The following is a 22,275-nucleotide window of genomic DNA, read 5'->3' on the forward strand; positions in this document are numbered from 1 at the left end:
TGGGTACGGGTCATGCAGGGACGCCCTGTAGATTGAGGCTGGTTGGCACCGGGCCAACTTTCAAAGGATCATTCATGATCGGCGCGGGGCCGATGCTTTCCAGCAGGTCAGCCATGTCACGCGCGGCATTGGGACGGCCGCAGGCGCGGGCGCGCCGCGCGGCATTTTGCAGCGCGCCGGGTTCCAGCGCCATCTTCTGCATCTGCTTGGCGAGTTCGACCGCGTTGAAACGGGCCTGCGAAATGGTGCGCGCGCCGCCCGCTTCGGTCATTTCGCGCGCATTTGCGGTCTGGTGGTCGTCCATGGCGCTGGGCAGCGGGACCAGAATGGCGGGACGGCCCGCGCACGTCAGTTCGGCCAGCGTCGATGCGCCCGCCCGCGCGATGACCAGATGCGACCAGCTCAGCTTTTCCGGGACATCGTTGAAATAGGTGGCAAGGTCGGCGGGGATTTCCAGGTCAGCGTAGAAGCGGCGGACGCGCTCAATATCCTCTGCACGGCACTGCTGCGTCACCTGCAAGCGGCGGCGCAGGCTGAGCGGCAACATGCCGAGGCCATCTGGCACGACGCTGGACAGGATCGACGCGCCCTGGCTGCCGCCGATCACCAGCACGCGGAACACGCTTTCATCGGTCAGCGCGGGAAATTCCTCGTCGCGCAGCAGCTTGACCTCTTCGCGCACCGGATTGCCGACCAGGTGAACCTTGCCAGCATATTTGTCCTTCAGCCGCTCGACTGCCGGATAGGCTGTGGCGATGGCGTCAACACGGCGGGCGAGCAGGCGGTTGACCCGGCCCAGGACGGCGTTCTGTTCGTGGATCGCGGTCGGGATGCCGTCCGCCAGCGCACCAAGCAGCGCGGGCATGGCGGGATAGCCGCCAAAGCCGACGACGGCGGTGGGACGGAATGTTTCAATAAGGCGGCGGGCCATGGCGCGGCCAGCCAAAATGGCCTTCAGCGCGCCCGGCCAGCTGCGCGGATTGCGCGTCATCCGACCGGCGGGCAAGACATGCACCTGCGCCTTGTCAAAGATGCCGGGGATCTTCGCGCCGCGTTCATCCGTCACCAGCGCGACATGATGGCCCCGCGCCATAAGCTCCTCCGCCACGGCATGCGCTGGAATCATATGACCACCCGTCCCGCCTGCAGCGAGGACGAAGTGACGGGAAATGCTCATCGGCCACTCCATTTGACGACGGTATGCCGGCCCATGAATGGGTTGCGCCGCGTGAATGCGAGCAACAGGCCTACCCCGATACAAAGCGCCAGCATAGAGGAGCCGCCGTAGCTGATAAAGGGCAGCGTCATGCCCTTTGAAGGAAATATCTGCGCATTGACGCCCATGTTGATGATCGCCTGCAGCCCGAACTGCGTCGTGAGGCCCGCGGCGGCCAGAATGGTGAAATGATCATCCTCATCCAGCAGGCGCAACAGCACCCGGACGATGATGGCCAGATAGACGCAGGCGATGCCGATGCAGGCGAGCAGGCCGAACTCTTCGCCGATGACCGAAAAAATATAGTCGGTATGCGCTTCGGGCAGGCGGAACTTATGCTGTCCGCCGCCCGGCCCCACGCCGGTGAAGCCGCCATGGGTGATGGTGCGGAACGCCAGTTCGGTCTGGTCCGGCCCCACATCCTGCGCGACGCCGATCCCTAAAAAGTCATTGATGCGCTGGCGGCCATTTTCGTAAAACATATACATGGCGACCAGCCCGGCCAGGCCCAGCCCGCCCAATATGCCGATGACGCGCATCGGCACGCCGGACAACAGCAGCAGGCAGCTCCAGCAGGCCAGGAATATGACGGTCTGGCCAAAGTCCGGCTGTTTCATCAGGACGACCGCGATCAGCAGCGTCACCCCGCCGGTCAGCCGGATGAGCGGCAGCGTGGCGTCCCTTTCCCGCAGCGACAGCAGCCAGGCGAGGCTGACGACATAGACGGGCTTTAGAAATTCGGACGGCTGGAAACGAAAGCCGGGCAGGTCGATCCATCGCTTGGCACCGTTTACCGCCGTTCCCAGGACCGGCACGGCCAGCAGCATGACGATGAAGAAGGCAGACAGGAACATGGCCAGGCGCCGCGCCTGTTGTCGCGGCAGCATGGAAATGACCAGCATGATCGGCAGGCCGATAAAGACCCAGATCAGCTGCCGATAGAAATAGATGAGCGGCGTGACGGCGACGGTGCTGGTCGACCGGTCGATTGCCGCGACCGGCGAGGCAGCCGCCACGGCGACAAGGCCGATCGCCATCAGCGCAACGATCAGCGACAGCAGCACGCGGTCGATTTCCCAGAACCAGATGGCCAGCGCCGTGCGCTCACGCGGAACGGTGTGGTTGCGGAACCCCTTCACCAGTTCGCCTGCCCTGAACATCCCTGTTGCCCCTTCTTCGCGCCAACCTGGCTTCTAACCGCTGACGCCGCCTTCTTCCAATGCCGCGATGGCCGCTACAAAGGCGTCGCCCCTGGCTTCAAAATCGCGAAACTGGTCGAAACTGGCGCACGCGGGCGAAAGCAGCACGACATCCCCCGGTTGCGCCGCCCGCGCGGCGCGGCGAACGGCGGCCGATAGCATTTCACTGTCGTCCACCGCCATATGCGGGCGCAACAGGTCGGCGAACATATGGCCCGCTTCACCGATGGTGTAGGCATGGGCGACATTGCCGAAATAGGGCGCGCATTCGTCCAGACTGGCGCTCTTGGCCAGCCCGCCGACGATCCAATGCAGCCGGGGCCGCCCATTTACCGGCGGGTAAGCGGCCAGCGCCGGTGCGGTGGAGGCGGGATTGGTCGCCTTGCTGTCGTTGACATACAGGACGCCGCCAACCTCACGCACACGCTGCATCCGGTGCGGCAGGCTGGCATAGCTTTGCAGGCCCTTTTCAATCGTCGGCTGATCGATGCCCAGAGCGCGGGCGACGGCAATGGCGACCGCTGCATTCTGGGCGTTGTGCGGCCCCTGCAACGCGGGCCATCCGGCCTGAGCGGCGGGATCGATGTCGCCCGACTTCACCTCAACCACGGCGTGCAACTGCGCCGCGATGGCCCGGCTTGGCTCATCCTCGGTCGCGATGACGGTGGCGTGGTCGGGCGATTGCATCGCGAACAATCGTGCTTTCGATGCCACATAGCCTTCAAAGCCATTATAGCGATCCAGATGGTCCGGCGTGATGTTGAGCAGCACCGCCACGTCGCAGTCCAGGCTGTGCGTCAGGTCGATCTGGTAACTCGACAGCTCCAGCACATAGACGCCGCCTTCCGGCAACGGGTCCTGCCCCAGGATCGGCAGCCCGATATTGCCGCCCATGCGCGTCGGGATGCCCGCCGTTTCGATGATGTGGTGAACCAGCGCCGTCGTAGTCGACTTGCCGTTGGTGCCGGTGATGCCGACGACCCGGTGGGCGGGCAGCGTCGTCCGGGCGAGCGCGAACAGTTCGATGTCGCCAATGACAGGGACGCCCGCCAGCTTGGCATGCATGGCGATGGGATGCCTGTTGAGCGGGACGCCGGGCGACACGACCACGCCGTCAAAGCCCGCAAGATCGATGTCGAGCGGATCGGCCAGTTCCGCCTTGTCGGCGACCGCCGCGCGGGCTTCATCCCGATTGTCCCAGGCGACGACCCGCGCGCCGCTAGCCACCAGGCATTCGACCGTGGCGAGGCCCGACCGGGCGAGGCCCAGGACCGCATAGGTTTTGCCAGCGAAGGCGGCCGTGGAAACAATGCCCATCCCGATCACCTCAGCTTCAGCGTGGCAAGGCCGGCGAGCGCCAGCACGAAGGAGATGATCCAGAAGCGGATCACGACGGTCGGCTCTGCCCAGCCCAGCTGTTCGAAATGGTGATGGATGGGTGCCATGCGGAACACGCGCTTGCCCGTCCGCTTGTAGAAAAACACCTGGATGATGACGCTCATCGCCTCCACCACGAACAGTCCGCCGACCACGCCCAGCACGATTTCATGATGCGCCGTCACCGCGATCACGCCGATGGTGCCGCCCAGCGCCAGGCTGCCGGTATCGCCCATGAAAACGGCGGCGGGGGGCGCATTGAACCAGAGGAAAGCCAGCCCCGCGCCGATGATCGCGCCGCACAATATGGTCAGGTTGCCCGCGCCCGGCACATGCGGAATGCCCAGATATTCGGCAAAGTCGGCGCGTCCCACCAGATAGACGATGGCCATGAACGCCATGCACGCGACGATGACCGGCATGGTGGCCAGCCCGTCCAGCCCATCTGTCAGGTTCACCGCATTGCCGAACGCTACGATCACGAAGGCGGCAAACAGGAAGTAAAACGGCCCCAGTTCAATCGCCGGACCATTGTAGAAGGGAAGATAGAGCGCGGTATTGCCATGATGATTGACGATCAGCCAGGCAGCGAAGCCCGCGATCAGGAACTCCAGCACCAACCGCATCTTGCCCGAAAGCCCCTTGTGGCTGGCCTTCGTCACCTTGTCATAATCGTCCAGAAAGCCGATCGCGCCGAAACCCAGCGTCACGAACAGGCACGCCCACACATAGATGGACGACAGGTCCATCCACAGCAGAACCGACGTCATCACCGACGTCAGGATCATCAGGCCGCCCATGGTCGGCGTCCCGCGCTTGGCGAGATGGGTCTGCGGGCCGTCATCGCGGATCGGTTGCCCCTTGCCTTGACGCACGCGCAGCCAGCCGATGAAGCGGGGACCGATGACCAGCCCGATGACGAGCGCCGTCGCAATCGCCGCGCCCGCACGAAAACTCAGATAGCGGACGAGGTTGAATACTCCCGCGAAATCCATGTTTTGGGCAAGCCAGTAAAGCATCGGTCCTCAGCTCCCCAGATTCTTGTCAGTGACGAGGGCAGCGACCAGGCGGGACAGGCCGATGCCGTTCGATCCCTTGACCAAAATCGCGTCACCAGCGCGCATTTCCTGCTGGATGAGGCGCGTCGCTTCCGCCGCGTCGGATACATGGTCGAACGACACGACCCCGGCAAGCGCCTGCGCCAGCGGCGTCATTTCCGCGCCGACCAAAATGGCGTGATCCACCTTAGCCGCCGTCAGCGGATCGACCAGACCGCTGTGCAGTTCGCCGCTGCGGTCGCCCAGTTCCCGCATGCCGCCCAGCACGGCGATGCGGCGGCTGGCCTGCTCACGGCCCAGCTGCTTCAGCGTTGCCGCCATGCTGACCGGATTGGCGTTGTAGCTTTCATCGATCAGCAGCGCCTCGCCCTCTCCCACGGCCAGCCTGCTGCGCTCGCCCCGTCCGGGCAGGCCCGGCATTTCGGCAAGGGCCAGGCCCGCAACGGCCAGGTCGCCGCCCAGCGCTTCGACCGCCGCCAGCACCGCCAGCGCGTTGGACACCCAATGTTCGCCCGGCGCGCCGACGGTGAAGCATAGCTCCGCGCTCGGCAGTTTCGCCGTTACCAGCGTGCCGCCGTTCGCCGCGGGCACCATGTCACGAACATGGACGTCGGCTTCGGGGTCAAATCCAAAGGTCAGGATATGGGCGGCATGCCGTTCCGCCTTGTCATACAGGGTCGCGACATGCGGGCTGTCATAGGGGATAATCGCCGTTCCGTCCGGCTCCAACCCTTCGAATATTTCCGCCTTCGCCTGCGCAATCGCGGTTTCGGTCGCGAAAAATTCGATATGGGCAGGCGCGATCGCGGTCACGATGGCAACGTGAGGCCGGACCAGCCGGGTCAGCTGGGCCAGTTCGCCCGCATGGTTCATCCCCATTTCAAACACACCGAACGCCGATGAGCGCGGCATGCGCGACAGGCTGAGCGGGACGCCGACATGGTTGTTATAGCTTTTGACCGAACGGTGCACATTGCCGGGGCGGATGCGGTCAAGCGCGTGGAACAGCGCTTCCTTCGTGCCCGTTTTTCCGACCGATCCGGTGACGCCGACCACCTTGCCCGCCATGCGTTCACGGGATGCGCGGCCCAATGCTTCGAGCGCCGCCGCGCTGTCCTGGACCAGTACATGCGGCTGTTCGATCGGTTCGCTGACGATTGCGCCGGACGCGCCCTGTTCGAACGCCTTGCCGATGAAACGATGGCCGTCGGTCGATTCGCCCTTCATCGCGACGAACAGGTCGCCGCCGGTCACTTCCCGGCTGTCGAACGCCACGCCCGAAACGGCGAAGGGCGCCGATGCGACGCCCCCCGCGGCCTGCGCGATTTCATCGGATGTCCACAATAGGCTCACCCCGCGCACTCCCGTGCGACGGTGACATCGTCAAATGGCAGGACGCGGTCGCCGATGATCTGGCCCTGTTCATGGCCCTTACCAGCCAGCAGGACGATGTCGTCCGCACCGGCCTGCGCGATGGCGGCGGCGATGGCGGCGCGGCGACCGCCGATTTCTTCCGCACCCGGCGCGCCCGCCATGACGGCGGCGCGGATGGCGGATGGATCTTCTGAACGCGGATTATCGTCGGTGACGATGACATGGTCGGCAAGTTCAGCCGCCACCTGGCCCATCTGTGGCCGCTTGCCCGCATCGCGGTCGCCGCCCGCGCCGAACAGAGCGATCAGCTTGCCCCGTGTGTGCGGGCGCAGCGCCTCTATCGCGGCGCGCAAGCCATCGGGCGTGTGCGCATAATCGACATAGACCGGCGCGCCCGCCCTGGTGATGACCGCGCGTTCCAGGCGTCCACGCACCGGCTGGACCCGGCCGAGCAGTTCCAGGACCCGCACCACGTCCTCGCCCCCTGCGATCACCAGCCCGGCGGCGGTCAGAGCGTTGGCGGCCTGATAAGCGCCGATCAGCGGCAGGTTGACCCTGTGCAGCTTGCCGTCGGCCTCGACCTCCAGCGTTTGGCCCAACTGGGTCGGGGTGCGGTTGGCAAGACGCAAAGCCTGCCCCTGCACCCCGACGCTCAGCACACGAAGCCCCCGCTTCGTAGCTCGCTGGATCACCTTGTCCGACCAACTGTCGTCGGCCCACACAATTGCCGTCCCATCGGCAGCGACAACTTCATCAAACAGCCGCATCTTCGCGTCGAAATAGCTGTCCATGTCGCCATGATAATCGAGATGGTCGCGCGACAGGTTGGTGAAGGCCGCCACCGACACAGGCAGGCCCTCCGTCCGATATTGGGCTAGGCCGTGACTGGACGCTTCGAAGGCCGCGTGGGTGATGCCCTCGCGCTTCAGGCCCGACATGTTGGACAGAAATGTGACGATGTCCGGCGTGGTGAGACCGGTCGATACCTGATCGACGGAGGTAGTGACGCCCAACGTGCCGATGGACGCGGAATGATGGCCCAGCATCCGCCACAGCTGGCGGGCCAGTTCCACTGTCGAAGTCTTGCCGTTCGTGCCGGTGACGGCGGCGGTCACATCGGGGAAAGGCGCGAAATAACGGGCGGCGAGCAGGGCGAACAGGCGGCGGGGATTGTCATGGGCGATATGCACCGCACCCTCGACCGTCGCCTCCGGTCGCGCCACGACTGCGATGGCTCCGGCGCGGACGGCTTCGGGAATGAAATCCTCACCATTGACGCGCAGGCCCTGAAAGGCACCGAACACCGTGCCGGGCGCAACTTTCCGGTTGTCGATCGCAAAGCCCGACACTGCCGATTCCAGCGGCGCGCCGGGGGTCAGCCGTGCATCCAGCCCATCGATCAGCGAAGCCAGTCGCATCAATGATCCTCCTTGCCGAGCAAGGGCATGAGGTCGGAAATATCGACGTCGCGGCGTTCGTCGGGCAGGACGCCCAGCATCGGCCCGACCCGCTCCACCACCCGCTTCACCACCGGCGCGGCGGTCCAGGCGGCAGTGCGCAGGCCGAACGTCTGGGCGTTGCCCTTGGGCTCGTCCATCATGGTCAGCACGACGTAGCGGGGATTGTCCATGGGAAATGCGGACGCAAAAGTCGTCACCAGTGAACTCTTATTATATCGGCCTTCTTCAGGCTTCTCAGCGGAACCCGTCTTGCCGCCCACCCGGAATCCCTTGGCGTCGGCGCTGCGACCTGTACCCGCCGCGACGATCATCCGCAACAGCTGCCGCATGCGTGCGCTGGTGGCGGCGGAAAAGACGCGATGCCCCTCCGGCACTTCATTCGCGTGCAGTTTGCGCAGCGTCGCCGGACGCCAGATGCCGCCGTTGACCAGCGCGGCATAAGCCGAAGCGAGATGCAAAGGCGTCACGGCGATGCCATGGCCATAGGACACGGTCATGGTGGTGATGCGGCCCCAATTGGTCGGCCACAGGCTCTTGGCGCGTTCTTTCAGCTCAATCGGCGCGCGCTGATCGAACTGAAGGTTGCGAAACAGCTGCTGCATGGATTCAGCGCCCATTTCGTCCGCGATCCGGGCCGTGCCGATATTCGAGCTGTGCACCAGGATTTCCGGCACGTTGAGCCAGCGACCGAGCGCATGATCGTCCTTGATACGAAAACCCGCCACCGCCAGCGGCGCGGTGGCGTCGTAACGCTTGCCCATCGACGTGACGACGCCGCGATCCATGGCCGCGCCGATAGACAGCGGCTTGAAGGTCGATCCAAGTTCGTAACGCGCCTGGACCATATGGTTGCAGAGCGGCGACTGGCTACATGTCTTGCCCGCGTAATTCGCCAGCTTGTTGGGGTCGAACACCGGGATGGACGCCATGGCGATCACTTCGCCCGTATTGGCGTCCAGGATGACGCCGCCCGCGCCCTTGGCATTTTGCGCCACCATCTGCGCATAAAGCTCGCTTTCCAGCGCGCCCTGCACCCGACTGTCGATGGAAATGGCGAAGGGTTGGCCACGCAGCGCGGGGTCGGTCAGCCGGTCGTTGAACGCGGATTCGACGCCCATGCCGCCGACGCCTTCCCGATTCGGAGCAAAGCCCAGCACATGGGCGGCCAGGCTGCGCTGCGGGTAGAGGCGTTCCTTCTCGCGCGGAAACTCTATGCCGATTTCGCCCAGCGCGTTCACTGCCGCCACTTCTTCAGGCAGCGCGCGGCGGCGCAGATAGGCCCAACCCTTGCCGGTCAAAGCCTTGTAAAAAGACGCTTCCGGTTCGTCGGGGAAGATTTCGTGCAGCTTGCGCGCCAGCTCAGCCGGTTCGCCGATCAGCTTGGACGGGCGCACGGCGACCGAATAGGCATCCATGGTCCGCGCAAGGGGCACGCCATTGCGATCAACAATATCGGCGCGCGCGGGCAGCAGGCCCGACCCACCAACGCCATCCCTGCCATTCCCTGAAAAAATGCCGACCCAGGTCAGCCGCAGGATCAGCACAGCCGTGATGCACAAGAACAGGATCAACAGCAGCATCAGCCGGTTGTGCGCGACGGCGGTCAGGTCGATCCGCTGCTTGCCTGCCCGCGCACCACCCGGCTGGACGATGATCGTCGCCATCAGCGCGCCCTCTTCTTACGCTCGCGCGCGGCCTTGTCGCTGATCTCGCTGATGGTGCTGTCGTCCAGCAGCTTGGCGTCCAGCATCGCCATGCGTTCGGCGCGGCGGGCCAGCGGATTGGGTTTTGACACGTCGGCGTCCGCCTTGGCTTTGTCCGGCGCTCCACTGGCGGCGGGCTTGGCGATCTTGTCGACATTGTCCGCGGCATGCGCTTCCCGAATGACGGCAATGTCGCTGCGAATCTGGGTCGCGGCAGGGCTTGCGGGCGCGGCTTGCGGGGCGGACGGCAGGTCGGCGGGCGTCTGCACCATCGCCACCATCACCGGCGGCGCGACATAGTCGGGTCCGTTGGGCTGGACCCCGTCCAAATGCGCCAGCGCCCGCTCACCGGCCAGATATTGCTGGGCGGTCGGAGTTGCATACAGGAAGTCTTCCTGGTTCCACCGTTCCAGCTGCCGCATGTTCGCGCGCGCGCTGAATTCGGTTTCCAGATAGCGGATGTCGGATCGGGCGCGGGCGATCTGCGCCTGGACCCGCATCAGTTCGTTCCGTTCGGTCGCGACCTTCAGCGACACCAGATATGCGCCCAGCGCCCCCAGTGCGACCAACAGGATCCAGATCAGGCTCTGCAACCTTTTGACTGCGATCATGACCGGGCGCTCCGCGATGAAGCGGGCACGGGCGCGGAGGTCCGCACGGCGCTGCGCAGCGTGGCGGAGCGGGCACGGGGGTTGCGGGCGAGTTCCGCATCCCCCGGCCGCACCGCCTTTGCAGGCTTGAGGAAGGTGGGGGCCTCCCCAGCCTGCTTTTCAGGAAGGTGGCGCGAACCACTTCCTTCTCCACCGCTACGCTTGCGGAGGAATTGCTTGACGATCCGGTCTTCCAGACTGTGAAAAGTGACGACGGCGATGCGACCGCCTTCCTCCAACAGCGCTTCGGCTGCTTCCAGTCCGCGCTCCAACTGGTCCAGTTCGCCATTCACATGGATGCGGATCGCCTGGAATGTGCGGGTGGCGGGATCTTTCTTGTCATGCGGCTTATGCCCCAGCGCGCGACGGACGACGCTGGCAAGCTGAGCCGTGCGTTCGAGCGGTCGCGCATCGACGATGGCGCGGGCGACCCGGCGCGACCGAGGCTCCTCGCCATAGCGGTAGAGGACGTCGGCAATGTCCTGCTCCGGGGCGGTGTTGAGGAAATCCGCCGCGCTCATGCCCGACTGGCTCATCGTCATGGCGAGCGGACCATCAGACTGAAAGGAAAAGCCGCGCTCTGCCCGGTCGAGTTGCATCGACGACACGCCGATATCAAGCGTGACGCCCGCAACCGATGCGACGCCGCGCTCCGCCAGCAGCTGGTCCATGCTCGCAAATTCGCCCTCGATCAGCGTGATGCCATGGGCATCGGCCAGCGCCTGCCCTTCGCGAATCGCGTCGGGGTCACGGTCAAAGGCAAAGACTTTCGCGCCCCGCGCCGCCATGGCGCTGGAATAGCCGCCCGCGCCGAACGTCCCGTCGACATGCACTTCGCCGGGGTTGATGGCGAGCGCGTCCAGCACTTCATCGAGCAGGACGGGGATGTGGCGATCAGGATCGGCAGCGATGGTCACTTGCCCCCTCCCGCATCGCGCTGGTCGAGCCAGCGGCGCACCTTGTTGCGGATCAGTTCGGGCCGGTCCTTGCTGTCGACCAGCGTTTCGGGCCTCCACAGCTGCATGTAGCGGCCCACGCCGTAGAAGAAGATGGCGTCGGTGATGCCATATTCATCCTTGATATCGGGATGCATGGCAAAGCGACCACCTTCGTCGAAATTCACCTCCTCAATCGTGCCTAGGCGGCGTTCCAGTTCCAGGTCGGCATTATAATCGCGACCCTGCGCGCGCGCTTCGCGGGCCAGTTCCTCGACTTCGTTGAACAGGTGGCGACGGTGCGATTCTCCAAAGCCGGTGGCGCAGGGGTTGTCACCATGGACCGAGAGATACAGCCGATTTTCGTTGCCGCTGGACAGCTTGACCTGTCGGCGCATCTCCAGGGGCAGCACGAAGCGGCCTTTGCCGTCCGCGACGCTGAATGCGTTACCCGTAAAGAGAGTGATTTCCGACACGTTTGGACTGCCTGCCCTTCTGTTCATAAGGGCGCAGGCCGTCAGCTTCCGAACCGCATCGCAGCAGCCCGGCCCGCAGGACTAGCAAAGCCTGAAAACCCCTATGGCATTCAAATACCAAGGGGAGGCACACAAGAAAAGGGAAATTTAGGGTAAAACTGGGAAATCCTGTTTTGTTCTGGTTTTAAGGTGAATTTTGCCCGTTCCCTCCAAGAGATTGGATTGCGCACAACCCCCTCCAGTCCTGCGGGCGCGCGCTGAGAGCTTCATTCCCAAGCGGCCCATAATATCCCATGCGTTGAGCGTTAAGGCGCAACCTGTGCGCGTGCGCGTGCGCGGGCCAGCCCCGAGACTGGTGCGGGCCATCCATAGTTCGACGAGAGGGAGCCAGGATCCGTTAGGTGGTCGCATAAGGGTGGGCCCCGTCCTTGACCGTTGATGCCAATGCTCAAGGCTCCGGCGGCTGCAGGTCCTGATCCATCGGTTTTTTCAGATTGGGGTCGGGCTGAAGGTCGGGCACGACGGGGGCCTGTTCCGGCGCGGGCTGCACGCCTAGCTCGGCCAACGGTTCCTTGGGCGCGACCGCGTTCAATTCCAGTGTCGGGACGGTAGGCGGCGGCAGAGCGGAATCATCGATGCGCGCCTTGTCGATCACGATATTGGCCAGGCCAACCAGCAGCACCACGCCCGCAAGCCCGGTGAGGCCGATCTGGACACGCTGCAACCCTTCCTGACGGCGGGGTGTTTCAGCCATTTGTTGCTCTTTTTCTTCGCCGCCGCGACCTGTGTCGGCTGTCAGCGATTGTGCGCGAGCCAGGGGAACACCGTCAACCCCTTCGCTTCGAGCCATTCACGATTGTACAAAGTGGACAAATAGCGGAAACCCGTGTCGCACAGGATGGTGACGATCCGCTTGCCCGGGCCAAGCTCCTTCGCCAGCGCTACCGCGCCCGCGACGTTGATGCCCGACGAAAGGCCAAGGCACAGCCCCTCTTCCGCCAGCAGCCTGCTGACCCATAGCAGCCCTTCCTCATCGGAAATCCTGAACTGCGTGTCGATCGGCGCGCCTTCCAAATTGGCGGTGATGCGCCCCTGGCCGATGCCTTCGGCGACGGACGATCCTTCCGCCTTCAATTCGCCATGGGCGTAATAATTATAGAGCGCCGCGCCATAGGGATCGGTCAGCGCGATGGTGATATTTTCATCATGCGCCTTTAGCCCCAGCCCCACGCCCGCAATGGTGCCACCCGTCCCCGCCGCGCAGGTGAAGCCGTCGACCTGCCCGTCCAGCTGCGTCCAGATTTCCTCGGCAGTGCCGACGATATGCGCCTTGCGATTGGCGATATTGTCGAACTGGTTGGCCCAGACGGCATTTTCCGTCTCCTCCGCGATGCGGCGGGATGTGTGGACGAAATGGCCGGGGTTGGAATAGGCGGCGGCGGGTACGGTGACCAGTTCCGCCCCCAGCGCGCGCAGCGTGTCCATCTTCTCCCGGCTTTGCGTTTCCGGCATGACGATGATGGTCTTATACCCCTTGGCATTGGCGACCAGCGCCAAGCCGATGCCGGTATTGCCCGCCGTCCCTTCGACAATCGTGCCGCCGGGCTGCAACAGCCCTCTATCCTCAGCATCGTTGACGATGAACAGCGCAGCGCGATCCTTCACCGAAGCGCCGGGGTTGGCAAATTCGCATTTGGCGAAAATGTCGCAGCCCGTTTCCTTTGAAGGCCCGGCAAGGCGCACCATAGGCGTGTTGCCAATCAGGGCGAGGCTATCTTTTTGAACCAGCATCGCGATGGCATAGCGGAGTGACATGACCCTTGCCAAGCAAGGGAATGATGATCCGGTAAAAGAGCGGCTTGGCGGGCAGGCGGTAATATTTGGCAGCGGCACTGTCCCGGCGCGGGACAAGCCTGAATTTGAACAGGAAATGGCAAGTTTTTTGCTCTAAGCCTGCGTGAAAGATCGGTTTTTCGCCATTTTCAGGAACGTTACGGCTTGGCACGGGTGCACGCAGGGACAAGGCATGGGGCGATCGCCGCGCTGGCGTTGCTGGCGCTTGCCGCGCCGCGCCTGATCACCGCTGCGCCCCTGGACCTGCTGGACGATGCCGCCGCGCGGGAAAATCTGGCCGAGGAAGCGGGCGCGAACTTTCCAGGCTCCGCCTTTTTCTTCGCTCAGGGCATGTTCGACCGCCTGCCTGCGCCCCGGCCAGGCGCTAGCACTGCTGTGCTGGCTCTCGACGCGTCTCCTGCCGCACCCGCAGCGACGTTTCGCGGCGTGACCGCGCTCGACAGCTATCGCGCGCTCAACTGCCTGACATCGGCCATCTATTATGAAGCAGGCAATGAGCCGCAGGAGGGCCAGCGGGCCGTCGCCCAGGTGGTGCTGAACCGTGTGCGCAGCCCGCTTTGGCCCAACAGTGTGTGCGCGGTGGTCTATCAAGGATCGGAAAGGACGGACCTTCGCTGCCAATTCACCTTTAGCTGTGACGGGTCGATGGCCCGCGCAAGCAACCGGCAAAGCTGGGCACGGGCACGGCGCGTCGCGCAGGACGCTCTTTCGGGCAAGGCCTATGCGCCGGTGGGGCTTGCGACCTTTTATCATACGCTGGCGGTCAGGCCTTCCTGGGCACCATCGCTGCACCCGGTGGCGATCGTCGGCGCGCACATCTTTTACCGCATGCCGGGTTTCAAAGGCACTCCGGCTTCATTTCGTATCCCCTATGCCGGGCGCGAATATCAGTCCGGCCCTTCCTTCCGGCCCTCCCCGCCTGCCCCGATCATCACTGCGCCCGGATACAATCTGGCCAGGGTGAATGACGCGGTGCAACCGGCCCTGCCCATTGGTCCTGATGCAATGGATGAAGCGGGACTGCCGCAATCGACCATACGCGCCGAATATCGCAATACGGGCCGCCCGCGCATCTGAAGGACCCCAGCCGCGGCAGGCGAAAAAGATGGATTTTTTCGCCTGGGAAATTTCGGCAAAGGGCCAACATATTGATATATATCCCTAATAAAAATCGGGAAAGCCTGACATAGCGCGGAACCAAATTCGCAGATGGGGGGTTCTACATTCCGGATAGCAAATCTTTTGCCCCCCGCTCTTGCTATCCAAAAAATATGAGCCCGGAACGTTTCTCCCCCCCCCCGACGCGTTCCGGGCTCAGTTGTTTTGGGGCATTTTCTCTCTCTTCGAAGATGTTTGCGGATGCGGAACGTATTCCAACTCCACGGGTTTTGTTTCCGCTGCCGAATTGGCGTGTCCAGTCGGCCGAGTTTTAAGGAGACGAACATGACCAAGAAGATCCTTGCCGCCCTGCTGCTTTCCGGTTCGCTGATGGTAGCGGCGTGCAACACGGTCGAAGGCGCAGGCAAAGACGTGCAGAGCGCTGGCCAGGCCGTAGAAGACGCGGCTGATTAAGCAAAGCTGACGCTATATTGCGGGTTACGAAGGGCTCGCCTCGTGCGAGCCCTTTTTACATCGGCGCGTCGGATGTGTCGGCCACGTCAACCTGAACCGCTTTGCGGCGATCCGTGAACCAGATCGCGACGATCGTGATTTCGTAAAGCAGCAGCAACGGGATTGCGAGCATCAGCTGCGACACCACGTCGGGCGGTGTCAGCACGGCCGCCAGCACGAACGCGGCCACGATCATATAGCGCCGCAGCCCGATCAGCTGGGCCCGTGTCACGAAACCGGCCCGGTTGAGCAGCATCAGCAGCACGGGCATCAGGAAACTGATGCCGAACGCCAGGATGAATTGCATCACCAGCGTCAGATAGGCATCGGTGCTGGGCAGGGCCTCCACCTGAAGGCCGCCGCTGTCCCCCTGAAATTGCAGGAAGAAATGAAAGGCGGTCGGCATCACCACATAATAGGCCAGGCTGGCACCCATCAGGAACAGCACGGGCGTCATGATCAGAAATGGCAGCAGGGCCTTCTTTTCCTTGGCATAAAGACCCGGCGCCACAAACGCCCAAAGCTGGTTGGCGATGATGGGAAAAGACAAGCAGAATGCGCCGAAAATCGCGACCTTCACCTGCACGAAGAAGGCTTCGTACAGTTTTGTGTAGACCAGCCGCCCGCCGCCATCGCCAAAGGCTTCCTTCAACGGGTGAACGAGGAAGGCGAATAGCTGTTCGGAAAAATAGAAGCATACAGCGCCCGTCAGGAACAGCGCCCATACGCATTTCAAAAGCCGTCCACGCAGCTCGATCAAATGGTCGAGCAGCGGTGCCTTGCTGTCGTCAAGGTCTTTCATGCGGCGGAGTCGCCCTTGTTCGTATCGGGTTGAGCCACAAGATAGGGCGGACCATCAGCGGCCGGAGCAGGCGTAGCGGGTGCCGACTGGGCAACGAAAGGGGGCTGCGATGACAGTGGGGCCACGCCGTTGGAAGCGGCAGAGGTCGGCTCCGCGTCAGGCGCGGGTAGCGTGTCCGCCGGATGTTCTTCCATGATCCGACGGTTCTGGTCGGCCCACTTCTTTTCCAGCTCCTCCATCTCCACCTCGCGCACCATCGCATCAACGCCGGTGCGAAAATGGCGGGCCATGCCGCGCGCCTTCCCCAGAACCTGTCCCACCTTATAAAGAGCGCGAGGCAAATCCTTGGGGCCGATCACGATCACCGCGATGATCACGATCAGCAGAAGTTCGGTCGAACCGATATCGAACATGCGCGTCTACCGCCCGGCTGATGGACAGATCAGACCTTGGTCTTTTCTTCCGTGGCAGTGGGCGTGTCCTGTTCAGGCACGCGATGTCCTTCAATCCGGGTTGCCGGCTTCGCTGGCGCGACGTCGTCATCGTCGTCTGCCATGCCCTTTTTGAAGCTCTTGATGCCCTTTGCGACGTCGCCCATCAGGCCGGAAATCCGACCGCCGCCGAACAGCAGCATGACCACCAAGAGGACGATGACCCAATGCATCAGCGAAAAGGAACCCATTTGAACATACTCCTGAAACCCAGCCAGTCTAGGCGTCTTCATCGTCATTTTCCAGACCGGATTGAGCGCCCAGCCCCTCCAGTACAAGATCGACCGGATCGAGCAATCCAGCGGCGCGCAGATCGTCCAGTCCGGGAAGGTCACGGCGGCTGCTAAGCCCGAAATGTGACAGAAATTCTACCGTCGTCGCATAGATTAGCGGTCGTCCGGGCACTTCCCGCCGACCGGCGGGCCGGACCCAGCCAGCCTCCATCAGCACATCCAGCGTACCCTTTGCCACCTGAACCCCGCGAATGGCCTCTATCTCTGCCCGGCTGACGGGTTCATGATAAGCGATGATCGCCAGCGTCTCCAGCGCGGCGCGCGACAGCTTACGGCTTTCGTCCTTTTCCCGGCGCAGAATATGGGCGAGATCGGCGGCGGTCTGGAAATGCCATCGTTCGCCCCGCTCCACCAGATTGATGCCGCGTCCGGCATAATGGCCGCTCAGCGCCGCAAGTGTCGCGGACAGGTCGCCCCCATCGCCGACATGCTGGCGCAACTCCGTCAGGGACAATGGATGTTCGGCGACGAACAGCGCAGCCTCCACCGCGCGCAGGAGGTCATCGGGTTCATGCATCATGGCAAGGGCGCTCCACTGTGTTCGGGCAGCGCCGCCCGCAGGAAGATCGGTTCGAATATCCCTTCCTGCTGGATTTCCAGCCGCCCCTGCCGCGCCAATTCCAGCGCGGCAACGAAGCTGCTGGCGAGCGCGGATTTCGCCATGGCTTCATCCTGACCGGCGGGAAGAAAGGATTGCAGCGCCGTCCAGTCGATGGCCGCGCCCAATAGCGTGCCGACACGCTGGATCGCTTCATCCAGAGTCATGACCGGGCGCGCCACGACCATATGGACGACCGGCTGGGTCCGGGCGCGGATCTGCCCATAGCATTGCAGCAGGTCGAAAAGGCTGGCTGTCCACTTTGCCCGGCGGACGAGCCGCAATCCTTCGGGGCGGGGCCGCACGAACACATCGCGGCCCACACGATCCCGCGCCATCAGCCGCGCGCTGGCTTCGCGCATCGCCTGCAACCGCTGAAGGCGCAACTGGAGGCGCAGGGCCAGTTCTTCGGGTGCGGGTTCGGGCTGCGCTTCACGCGGCAGCAGCAGCGACGACTTGAGATAAGCGAGCCAGGCGGCCATCACCAGATAGTCCGCCGCCAGTTCCAGTTTCAGCTTCCGCGCGCCTTCGATATGGGCGAGATATTGTTCGACGAGAGCGAGGATCGAGATTTCGCGCAGGTCCACCTTCTGCGACCGGGCCAGCGCGAGCAGAAGGTCGAGAGGGCCTTCCCAACTGTCGAAGCTGACCGTCAGCACATCGGCGCGCGGCACTGGCGAGGGAAGCTCCCCCACCGCTGGGGAAATATCTGCCCCCGAAACGCTCACGCCGCCGCCATCGCCAGCAAGCTGTCGCGAGTGGCGAGCAGCTCTTCTAGTGGCGGATTATCCCTGTCCAGACTGGCCGATGCCATGGCGCGGTCGAGGCGGGCCTTTGATTCCATGCCGATGTCCGGCAGCAGACCGGCTATCCCCACCATGTCATCCATCCGTCCCCAGCAGTTAAGCGCCAGGTCGCACCCCGCCGCCACGGCTGCGGCGGCGAGTTCAGGGATGCTGCCGCTCAACGCCTTCATATCCAGATCGTCCGACATCAGCAGGCCGTCAAAACCGATCTTCCCGCGTATGATGGTGTCTATGACGGTCGCCGAAAGGCTGGCGGGCAGGTCAGGGTCCCAGGCGGTGTAGACGACATGGGCGGTCATGCCGATGTGTGCGTTCTTCAGCGTCTGGAACGGGGCAAGGTCGGTCAGCAGCGCATCTTCGTCGGCGGTGACGACCGGCAGGTCCAGATGGCTGTCGACCAGCGCCCGCCCATGCCCCGGCATATGTTTGACGATGCCGACGACGCCGCCCTTTGCCAGTCCTTCGATAACGGCGCGGCCCAGGGCGGCGACGCGCATCGGTTCAGCGCCGAATGTGCGGTCGCCCATGATGTCGCTGGCCCCTTCCTGCCGCACATCAAGCAGCGGGAGCGCATCTACGGTGATCCCAACTTCCGTCAGAGTGAGGGCGATGGCGTGCGCATTGGCGCGGGCGGCGGCGATGGCGCTGGACGGTGCGACATCATAAAGGCGGTCGAACAGCCCGGCGGGCGGGAAACTGGGCCAGACGGGCGCTTGCATCCGCGCGACGCGCCCGCCCTCCTGATCGATCATGATGAGCAGGTCATCGCGGCCATGCAGGGCGCGCAGATCATCGGTCAGGGCGCGAAGCTGCTGACGATCGGCGATATTGCGACGAAAGAGGATGTAGCCTGCGGGCTGCACGTCGGAAAAGAAGGCGCGCTCGTCAGGGGTAAGTGTCTCGCCTGACAGGCCGAAGATGACGGGTTTCATGACGGCGATGGTAGCGGCTGGAATGGCTGCTGTCGAAGGGGTTTGTTGGGGCGGGAAGGACGATAGCGATCTTGCCGAAACAAGCTATCGCCAGATCCCGGCCCTGCCCCATCAGACAATCGTCAGTTGACGACGATACAGCTTTCCCCTGCGACCTTGAGCTTGCCGCACAGCGTGTTGGCCTGCGCCCCGGCAGATGCACGGAGGCGATAGAGGGTGCTGCCGCCGACCTGGGTCGGTTCGACCGACATGGTGAGCGGCGCCAGATAAGCGAAGCGCTTTGACAGCCGCGCCCAGGCGTCGCGCGCGCCCGACTGGCTGCCATAAGCACCCAGCTGAATCACCGCACCGCCTGCGCCGCGTGTCGGCTGAGTTGCAGCGGGCCGAGCGTTGGTTTCATCCGCCACGCGCGCGGTGACGCTTTGCGAAGGCTTGCCCGGAACGGCGCTGCGCGCGTCACCGGCAGGAGCAGTGGCCCTGATCGGCGCTTCGGGAACCCGGCTGGGGTCGATGCGGCCATCACGGGCCACGCCCTGGCTGGCGGCAAAGCTGGCGTCCCCTTCGCCCTCGAACTTCTTGGCGTCGGCTTCCTGCGCTGGAACCTTATAGTCACCGGCAGGCGCGGCGATCCGCTTGCCCTCACCGCCCGCGTCGCCCCGATTCTGCATCAACCACACGCCCGCGACGACGACACCGATCAGCAGCAGGCCGCACAGGATGAAGCCCAGCAACTGTAGCGGCGACAGCCCATCCTCATCTTCATCCTCCATGGCAGGCTCGAGCCAGGGCAGACGCTCGTCATCGTCGAGATCGAGCCTCCCCCGCGCATAGTCGCCCATCTTACCCTTGCCTCCGCTTGGCCTACTGCATTTCCGTCAAAGCGGCCACGCCCATCAGGGCCAAGCCATTACGGATGATCTGCCCGATTCCGCGGCTCAAGAAAAGACGCGCGGATGTGGTAGCGGGATCGCCCATCTGGATAACCCGCGCGTCGGGATTGTCGTTGCCGACATTCCACCAGCCGTGGAATTCCGAAGCCAAGTCATTGAGATAAAAGGCGATACGGTGGGGTTCACGCGCCGACGCCGCGCCTTCCACCACGCGAGGGAACTGCGCCGCAAGCTTCACCAGCCCCAACTCCTGCGTCCCAAGGCGGGACAGGTCGGGTGCGGGAAGATCAAGGCCCGCCTCATCCGCCTTGCGGCCGAGCGATGAAATGCGGGCATGGGCATATTGGACGTAGAAGACCGGATTGTCCTTCGACGCTTCCACCACCTTGGCGAAATCGAAGTCCATCTGCGCATCGGCCTTGCGCGTCAGCATGGTGAAGCGGACCACATCCTTGCCCACTTCGCGCACGACATCGGCCAGCGTGACGAAATTGCCCGCGCGCTTGGACATCTTCACCGGCTCGCCATCGCGCAGCAGGCGGACCATCTGGATGAGCTTGACGTCGAAGCGCGCCTTGCCTTCCGTCAGCGCGGCGACGGCGGCCTGGATACGCTTCACCGTCCCGGCATGGTCGGCGCCCCAGATGTCGATCAGCTGGTCGGCGGTCTGCGCCTTCTGGAAATGATAGGCCATGTCCGCGCCGAAATAGGTCCAGCTGCCGTTCGACTTCTTGATCGGGCGGTCCTGATCGTCGCCGAACCGGGTCGAGCGGAACAGGGGAAGCTCGACCGGCTCCCAATCTTCGGGGGTGTCGCCCTTGGGTGCTTCAAGCACGCCATCATAGACGAAGTCATGGTCGCGCAGCCATTTTTCGGCGGCTTCGGGCTTTCCGGCGGCCTGCAATTCAGCCTCGGACGAAAAGACATCGTGACGGATGCCCAGCAGTCCAAGGTCGCTGCGGATCATGTCCATCATCGCGGCGACGGCGCGCGTGCGGAACAGGACGAGCCATTCATCCTCCGGCGCGGCCACATATTTATTGCCAAAGTCGGCGGCGAGCGCCTGGCCCACCGGGACCAGATAATCGCCGGGATAAAGACCCTCGGGGATCGCGCCGACGTCTTCGCCCAGCGCCTCACGGTAACGGACATGGGCCGAACGGGCGAGCACATCGACCTGGCCGCCCGCATCGTTGATATAATATTCGCGGATCACCTTATGCCCGACATATTCAAGCAAGGTGGCGAGCGCATCGCCCACCACCGCGCCACGGCAATGGCCCATATGCATGGGTCCAGTCGGGTTGGCCGAAACATATTCGACGTTGACGGTGACGCCGTCGCCTATCTGCGAACGGCCATAGTCAGCGCCTTCGGCATGAATGGCGGCCAGTTCCGCCCGCCAGGTGGGGTCGGTCAGCGTCAGGTTGATGAAGCCGGGTCCCGCGATGGTGGCGCTTTCCACCTCTTCCAGCAGCTGCAGGCCAGCGACGATCTTTTCCGCCAGCGTCCGGGGATTGGTGCCTGCGGGCTTTGCCAGCACCATCGCCGCGTTGGTGGCCAGATCGCCATGGCTTGGGTCGCGGGGCGGCTCCACCGTCACCGGCTTGCGGTTGAGCCCGGCGGGCAATGTGCCGTCAGCTTCCAGCGCGTCGAGCACGGCGTTCAGATGGGCGGTGAAACGGATATAGAGGGACAAGGGACGAACTTTCTCACAACGCCCGTTCGTCCTGAAGCCTGTCGAAGGCTGCTCTTCTCTTCACAAGTAGAGGGCTTCGACACGCTCAGCCCGAACGGGTGAATGGCTGGCTTTAACGGGTCGCGTTATATCGGAGTTGGTCCTGGTTCAGGTTGAAACCCACGAGCAATTCAAAACTGGTGCGTTGCAGCGCCGCGCGGACGTCGGGCTGGGAAAACGGGTCGATCGCCGCATCTTCATCGCCCGCCTTGCGCTTCTGCGTGATTTTGCGCTGGATGTCCTCAGGCAAGGTAGCGGCCGCGCGGTCCACATGGGAACCGGCCTTGGCCGTCGTGCTGGCGCGATACTGGCCAGCGGGGAAATCCAGCACCACCTGACCAACGCGCTTGGCCACAACGGCGTTGCCGCCACGGACCACGGCGGAAAAATAGGGCAGCGTGACCTGACGAGCGACACTGGCGTCGCTGCGGCGGGCGTTTACGGTGAACGTCGCCTCGCTGTAAAATTGCGCGCCTTCCGAACAGGTCGACCGCAGATCGGTAATGTTCGCCACTACGTCGATTGCCGCCGCGTCGGTGCGTCCAGCCGGATTGAACAGCGTGATGTCGCCGGTCTGGGCAGGAATCGCCGCCGCCGGGCAGGCCGAACGCACCGCCACGATGCCGCCAGTGGAATCAATCTCTCCCCGTTGCGAACAGGCTCCAAGAGCCAGGGCCAGCATTCCGGTCAGCGCAATTCGAGAAAAGGTCACGAGATAATCCTTGGGGAAAAGGCGTGGGGCTTCTTATCCGCAGCCCGCCCGGTGCGCAACCGAAAGGAATACGCAGCCCAAAGTGCGCGACCGAAAGAAG

At 63.7% G+C, this 22,275-nt stretch carries 24 protein-coding genes; 3 read left to right on the forward strand and 21 right to left on the reverse strand.

Annotated features, from left to right (window positions below; genetic code table 11):
• Positions 1-10 precede the first annotated feature (10 nt).
• From murG to FHS54_RS00905, 12 genes are all read right to left on the reverse strand, one after another.
• Positions 11-1,177 carry an undecaprenyldiphospho-muramoylpentapeptide beta-N-acetylglucosaminyltransferase gene (murG, locus tag FHS54_RS00850; protein WP_167301901.1) on the reverse strand — a complete coding sequence of 389 codons (1,167 nt, stop codon included), beginning with the start codon at positions 1,175-1,177 and terminating at the stop codon, positions 11-13.
• Positions 1,174-2,376, reverse strand: coding sequence for an FtsW/RodA/SpoVE family cell cycle protein (locus FHS54_RS00855; protein ID WP_167301902.1), 1,203 nt, complete (start codon positions 2,374-2,376; stop codon positions 1,174-1,176). The genes murG and FHS54_RS00855 overlap by 4 nt, the downstream gene beginning before the upstream one ends.
• Before the next feature lie 33 nt (positions 2,377-2,409).
• Complete coding sequence (gene murD, locus FHS54_RS00860; protein ID WP_208404710.1) at positions 2,410-3,732, reverse strand: UDP-N-acetylmuramoyl-L-alanine--D-glutamate ligase; 1,323 nt, start codon at positions 3,730-3,732, stop codon at positions 2,410-2,412.
• Between the two features lie 5 nt (positions 3,733-3,737).
• Positions 3,738-4,811 carry a phospho-N-acetylmuramoyl-pentapeptide-transferase gene (gene mraY, locus FHS54_RS00865; protein WP_167301903.1) on the reverse strand — a complete coding sequence of 358 codons (1,074 nt, stop codon included), beginning with the start codon at positions 4,809-4,811 and terminating at the stop codon, positions 3,738-3,740.
• A gap of 6 nt (positions 4,812-4,817) precedes the next feature.
• Positions 4,818-6,203: a UDP-N-acetylmuramoyl-tripeptide--D-alanyl-D-alanine ligase gene (locus tag FHS54_RS00870; RefSeq protein ID WP_167301904.1), complete on the reverse strand. Its 1,386-nt coding sequence runs from the start codon at positions 6,201-6,203 to the stop codon at positions 4,818-4,820.
• Positions 6,200-7,642, reverse strand: a complete 1,443-nt coding sequence (locus FHS54_RS00875; RefSeq protein ID WP_167301905.1) for a UDP-N-acetylmuramoyl-L-alanyl-D-glutamate--2,6-diaminopimelate ligase — start codon at positions 7,640-7,642, stop codon at positions 6,200-6,202. The genes FHS54_RS00870 and FHS54_RS00875 overlap by 4 nt, the downstream gene beginning before the upstream one ends.
• Entirely contained in the window at positions 7,642-9,348 is a 1,707-nt protein-coding gene (locus tag FHS54_RS00880; RefSeq protein WP_167301906.1) for a peptidoglycan D,D-transpeptidase FtsI family protein, read from the reverse strand. The genes FHS54_RS00875 and FHS54_RS00880 overlap by 1 nt, the downstream gene beginning before the upstream one ends.
• Positions 9,348-9,998 (reverse strand): colicin transporter, encoded by a 651-nt coding sequence (locus FHS54_RS00885; protein ID WP_167301907.1) that lies wholly within the window; start codon positions 9,996-9,998, stop codon positions 9,348-9,350. Before FHS54_RS00885 ends, FHS54_RS00880 begins: the two co-directional genes overlap by 1 nt.
• Positions 9,995-10,954 carry a 16S rRNA (cytosine(1402)-N(4))-methyltransferase RsmH gene (rsmH, locus tag FHS54_RS00890; protein WP_425057288.1) on the reverse strand — a complete coding sequence of 320 codons (960 nt, stop codon included), beginning with the start codon at positions 10,952-10,954 and terminating at the stop codon, positions 9,995-9,997. The genes FHS54_RS00885 and rsmH overlap by 4 nt, the downstream gene beginning before the upstream one ends.
• Positions 10,951-11,448: a division/cell wall cluster transcriptional repressor MraZ gene (locus FHS54_RS00895; protein ID WP_167301908.1), complete on the reverse strand. Its 498-nt coding sequence runs from the start codon at positions 11,446-11,448 to the stop codon at positions 10,951-10,953. Before FHS54_RS00895 ends, rsmH begins: the two co-directional genes overlap by 4 nt.
• Positions 11,449-11,896: 448 nt before the next feature.
• Positions 11,897-12,202 carry a hypothetical protein gene (locus tag FHS54_RS00900; protein ID WP_167301909.1) on the reverse strand — a complete coding sequence of 102 codons (306 nt, stop codon included), beginning with the start codon at positions 12,200-12,202 and terminating at the stop codon, positions 11,897-11,899.
• 41 nt (positions 12,203-12,243) lie between these two features.
• On the reverse strand, positions 12,244-13,239 hold the full coding sequence (locus FHS54_RS00905) for a cysteine synthase A (protein ID WP_167302639.1): 996 nt from the start codon (positions 13,237-13,239) through the stop codon (positions 12,244-12,246).
• Between the two features lie 22 nt (positions 13,240-13,261).
• Here FHS54_RS00905 and FHS54_RS00910 point away from each other — a divergent pair, with 22 nt between their 5' ends.
• The 3 genes from FHS54_RS00910 (at position 13,262) to FHS54_RS00920 (ending at position 14,874) form a co-directional block, all read left to right on the forward strand.
• A complete protein-coding gene (locus tag FHS54_RS00910) occupies positions 13,262-13,399 on the forward strand; it encodes a hypothetical protein (RefSeq protein WP_167301910.1) in 138 nt (45 codons plus the stop codon).
• A 47-nt stretch (positions 13,400-13,446) separates the two neighbouring features.
• Complete coding sequence (locus FHS54_RS00915; RefSeq protein ID WP_208404712.1) at positions 13,447-14,379, forward strand: cell wall hydrolase; 933 nt, start codon at positions 13,447-13,449, stop codon at positions 14,377-14,379.
• Positions 14,380-14,745: 366 nt separating this feature from the next.
• On the forward strand, positions 14,746-14,874 hold the full coding sequence (locus tag FHS54_RS00920; RefSeq protein WP_167301911.1) for an entericidin A/B family lipoprotein: 129 nt from the start codon (positions 14,746-14,748) through the stop codon (positions 14,872-14,874).
• Positions 14,875-14,929: 55 nt separating this feature from the next.
• Here FHS54_RS00920 and tatC read toward each other — a convergent pair whose 3' ends face one another.
• From tatC to FHS54_RS00965, 9 genes are all read right to left on the reverse strand, one after another.
• Complete coding sequence (gene tatC, locus FHS54_RS00925; protein ID WP_167301912.1) at positions 14,930-15,715, reverse strand: twin-arginine translocase subunit TatC; 786 nt, start codon at positions 15,713-15,715, stop codon at positions 14,930-14,932.
• The gene (tatB, locus tag FHS54_RS00930) at positions 15,712-16,128 is read right to left on the reverse strand and encodes a Sec-independent protein translocase protein TatB (protein WP_167301913.1); all 417 of its coding nucleotides are present in this window, start codon (positions 16,126-16,128) and stop codon (positions 15,712-15,714) included. Before tatB ends, tatC begins: the two co-directional genes overlap by 4 nt.
• Positions 16,129-16,157: 29 nt before the next feature.
• Positions 16,158-16,397 carry a twin-arginine translocase TatA/TatE family subunit gene (locus tag FHS54_RS00935; protein ID WP_167301914.1) on the reverse strand — a complete coding sequence of 80 codons (240 nt, stop codon included), beginning with the start codon at positions 16,395-16,397 and terminating at the stop codon, positions 16,158-16,160.
• 28 nt (positions 16,398-16,425) lie between these two features.
• The gene (gene scpB / locus FHS54_RS00940) at positions 16,426-17,019 is read right to left on the reverse strand and encodes an SMC-Scp complex subunit ScpB (RefSeq protein WP_167301915.1); all 594 of its coding nucleotides are present in this window, start codon (positions 17,017-17,019) and stop codon (positions 16,426-16,428) included.
• Positions 17,016-17,792, reverse strand: a complete 777-nt coding sequence (locus FHS54_RS00945) for a segregation and condensation protein A (protein WP_341785934.1) — start codon at positions 17,790-17,792, stop codon at positions 17,016-17,018. The genes scpB and FHS54_RS00945 overlap by 4 nt, the downstream gene beginning before the upstream one ends.
• 29 nt (positions 17,793-17,821) lie before the next feature.
• Positions 17,822-18,835, reverse strand: a complete 1,014-nt coding sequence (gene nagZ, locus FHS54_RS00950; RefSeq protein ID WP_167301916.1) for a beta-N-acetylhexosaminidase — start codon at positions 18,833-18,835, stop codon at positions 17,822-17,824.
• 122 nt (positions 18,836-18,957) lie between these two features.
• Positions 18,958-19,674 (reverse strand): SPOR domain-containing protein, encoded by a 717-nt coding sequence (locus tag FHS54_RS00955; RefSeq protein ID WP_167301917.1) that lies wholly within the window; start codon positions 19,672-19,674, stop codon positions 18,958-18,960.
• Positions 19,675-19,696: 22 nt separating this feature from the next.
• Positions 19,697-21,424 carry an arginine--tRNA ligase gene (argS, locus tag FHS54_RS00960; protein WP_167301918.1) on the reverse strand — a complete coding sequence of 576 codons (1,728 nt, stop codon included), beginning with the start codon at positions 21,422-21,424 and terminating at the stop codon, positions 19,697-19,699.
• A 112-nt stretch (positions 21,425-21,536) separates the two neighbouring features.
• Positions 21,537-22,145 (reverse strand): hypothetical protein, encoded by a 609-nt coding sequence (locus FHS54_RS00965; RefSeq protein ID WP_167302642.1) that lies wholly within the window; start codon positions 22,143-22,145, stop codon positions 21,537-21,539.
• Positions 22,146-22,275: the final 130 nt, after the last annotated feature.

Origin of the sequence: Sphingobium vermicomposti (assembly GCF_011762025.1) — a bacterium.
GTDB classification, from domain to species: Bacteria; Pseudomonadota; Alphaproteobacteria; order Sphingomonadales; family Sphingomonadaceae; genus Sphingobium; species Sphingobium vermicomposti.

Coding starts and splice junctions, on each gene's coding strand:
- murG (WP_167301901.1), bottom strand. CDS start 1,177: ATGAGCATTTCCCGTCACTTCGTCCTCGCTGCAGGCGGGACGGGTGGT.
- FHS54_RS00855 (WP_167301902.1), bottom strand. CDS start 2,376: ATGTTCAGGGCAGGCGAACTGGTGAAGGGGTTCCGCAACCACACCGTT.
- murD (WP_208404710.1), bottom strand. CDS start 3,732: ATGGGCATTGTTTCCACGGCCGCCTTCGCTGGCAAAACCTATGCGGTC.
- mraY (WP_167301903.1), bottom strand. CDS start 4,811: ATGCTTTACTGGCTTGCCCAAAACATGGATTTCGCGGGAGTATTCAAC.
- FHS54_RS00875 (WP_167301905.1), bottom strand. CDS start 7,642: ATGCGACTGGCTTCGCTGATCGATGGGCTGGATGCACGGCTGACCCCC.
- FHS54_RS00880 (WP_167301906.1), bottom strand. CDS start 9,348: ATGGCGACGATCATCGTCCAGCCGGGTGGTGCGCGGGCAGGCAAGCAG.
- FHS54_RS00885 (WP_167301907.1), bottom strand. CDS start 9,998: ATGATCGCAGTCAAAAGGTTGCAGAGCCTGATCTGGATCCTGTTGGTC.
- FHS54_RS00900 (WP_167301909.1), bottom strand. CDS start 12,202: ATGGCTGAAACACCCCGCCGTCAGGAAGGGTTGCAGCGTGTCCAGATC.
- FHS54_RS00905 (WP_167302639.1), bottom strand. CDS start 13,239: ATGCTGGTTCAAAAAGATAGCCTCGCCCTGATTGGCAACACGCCTATG.
- FHS54_RS00910 (WP_167301910.1), top strand. CDS start 13,262: ATGACCCTTGCCAAGCAAGGGAATGATGATCCGGTAAAAGAGCGGCTT.
- FHS54_RS00920 (WP_167301911.1), top strand. CDS start 14,746: ATGACCAAGAAGATCCTTGCCGCCCTGCTGCTTTCCGGTTCGCTGATG.
- tatC (WP_167301912.1), bottom strand. CDS start 15,715: ATGAAAGACCTTGACGACAGCAAGGCACCGCTGCTCGACCATTTGATC.
- tatB (WP_167301913.1), bottom strand. CDS start 16,128: ATGTTCGATATCGGTTCGACCGAACTTCTGCTGATCGTGATCATCGCG.
- FHS54_RS00935 (WP_167301914.1), bottom strand. CDS start 16,397: ATGGGTTCCTTTTCGCTGATGCATTGGGTCATCGTCCTCTTGGTGGTC.
- scpB (WP_167301915.1), bottom strand. CDS start 17,019: ATGATGCATGAACCCGATGACCTCCTGCGCGCGGTGGAGGCTGCGCTG.
- nagZ (WP_167301916.1), bottom strand. CDS start 18,835: ATGAAACCCGTCATCTTCGGCCTGTCAGGCGAGACACTTACCCCTGAC.
- FHS54_RS00955 (WP_167301917.1), bottom strand. CDS start 19,674: ATGGGCGACTATGCGCGGGGGAGGCTCGATCTCGACGATGACGAGCGT.
- FHS54_RS00965 (WP_167302642.1), bottom strand. CDS start 22,145: ATGCTGGCCCTGGCTCTTGGAGCCTGTTCGCAACGGGGAGAGATTGAT.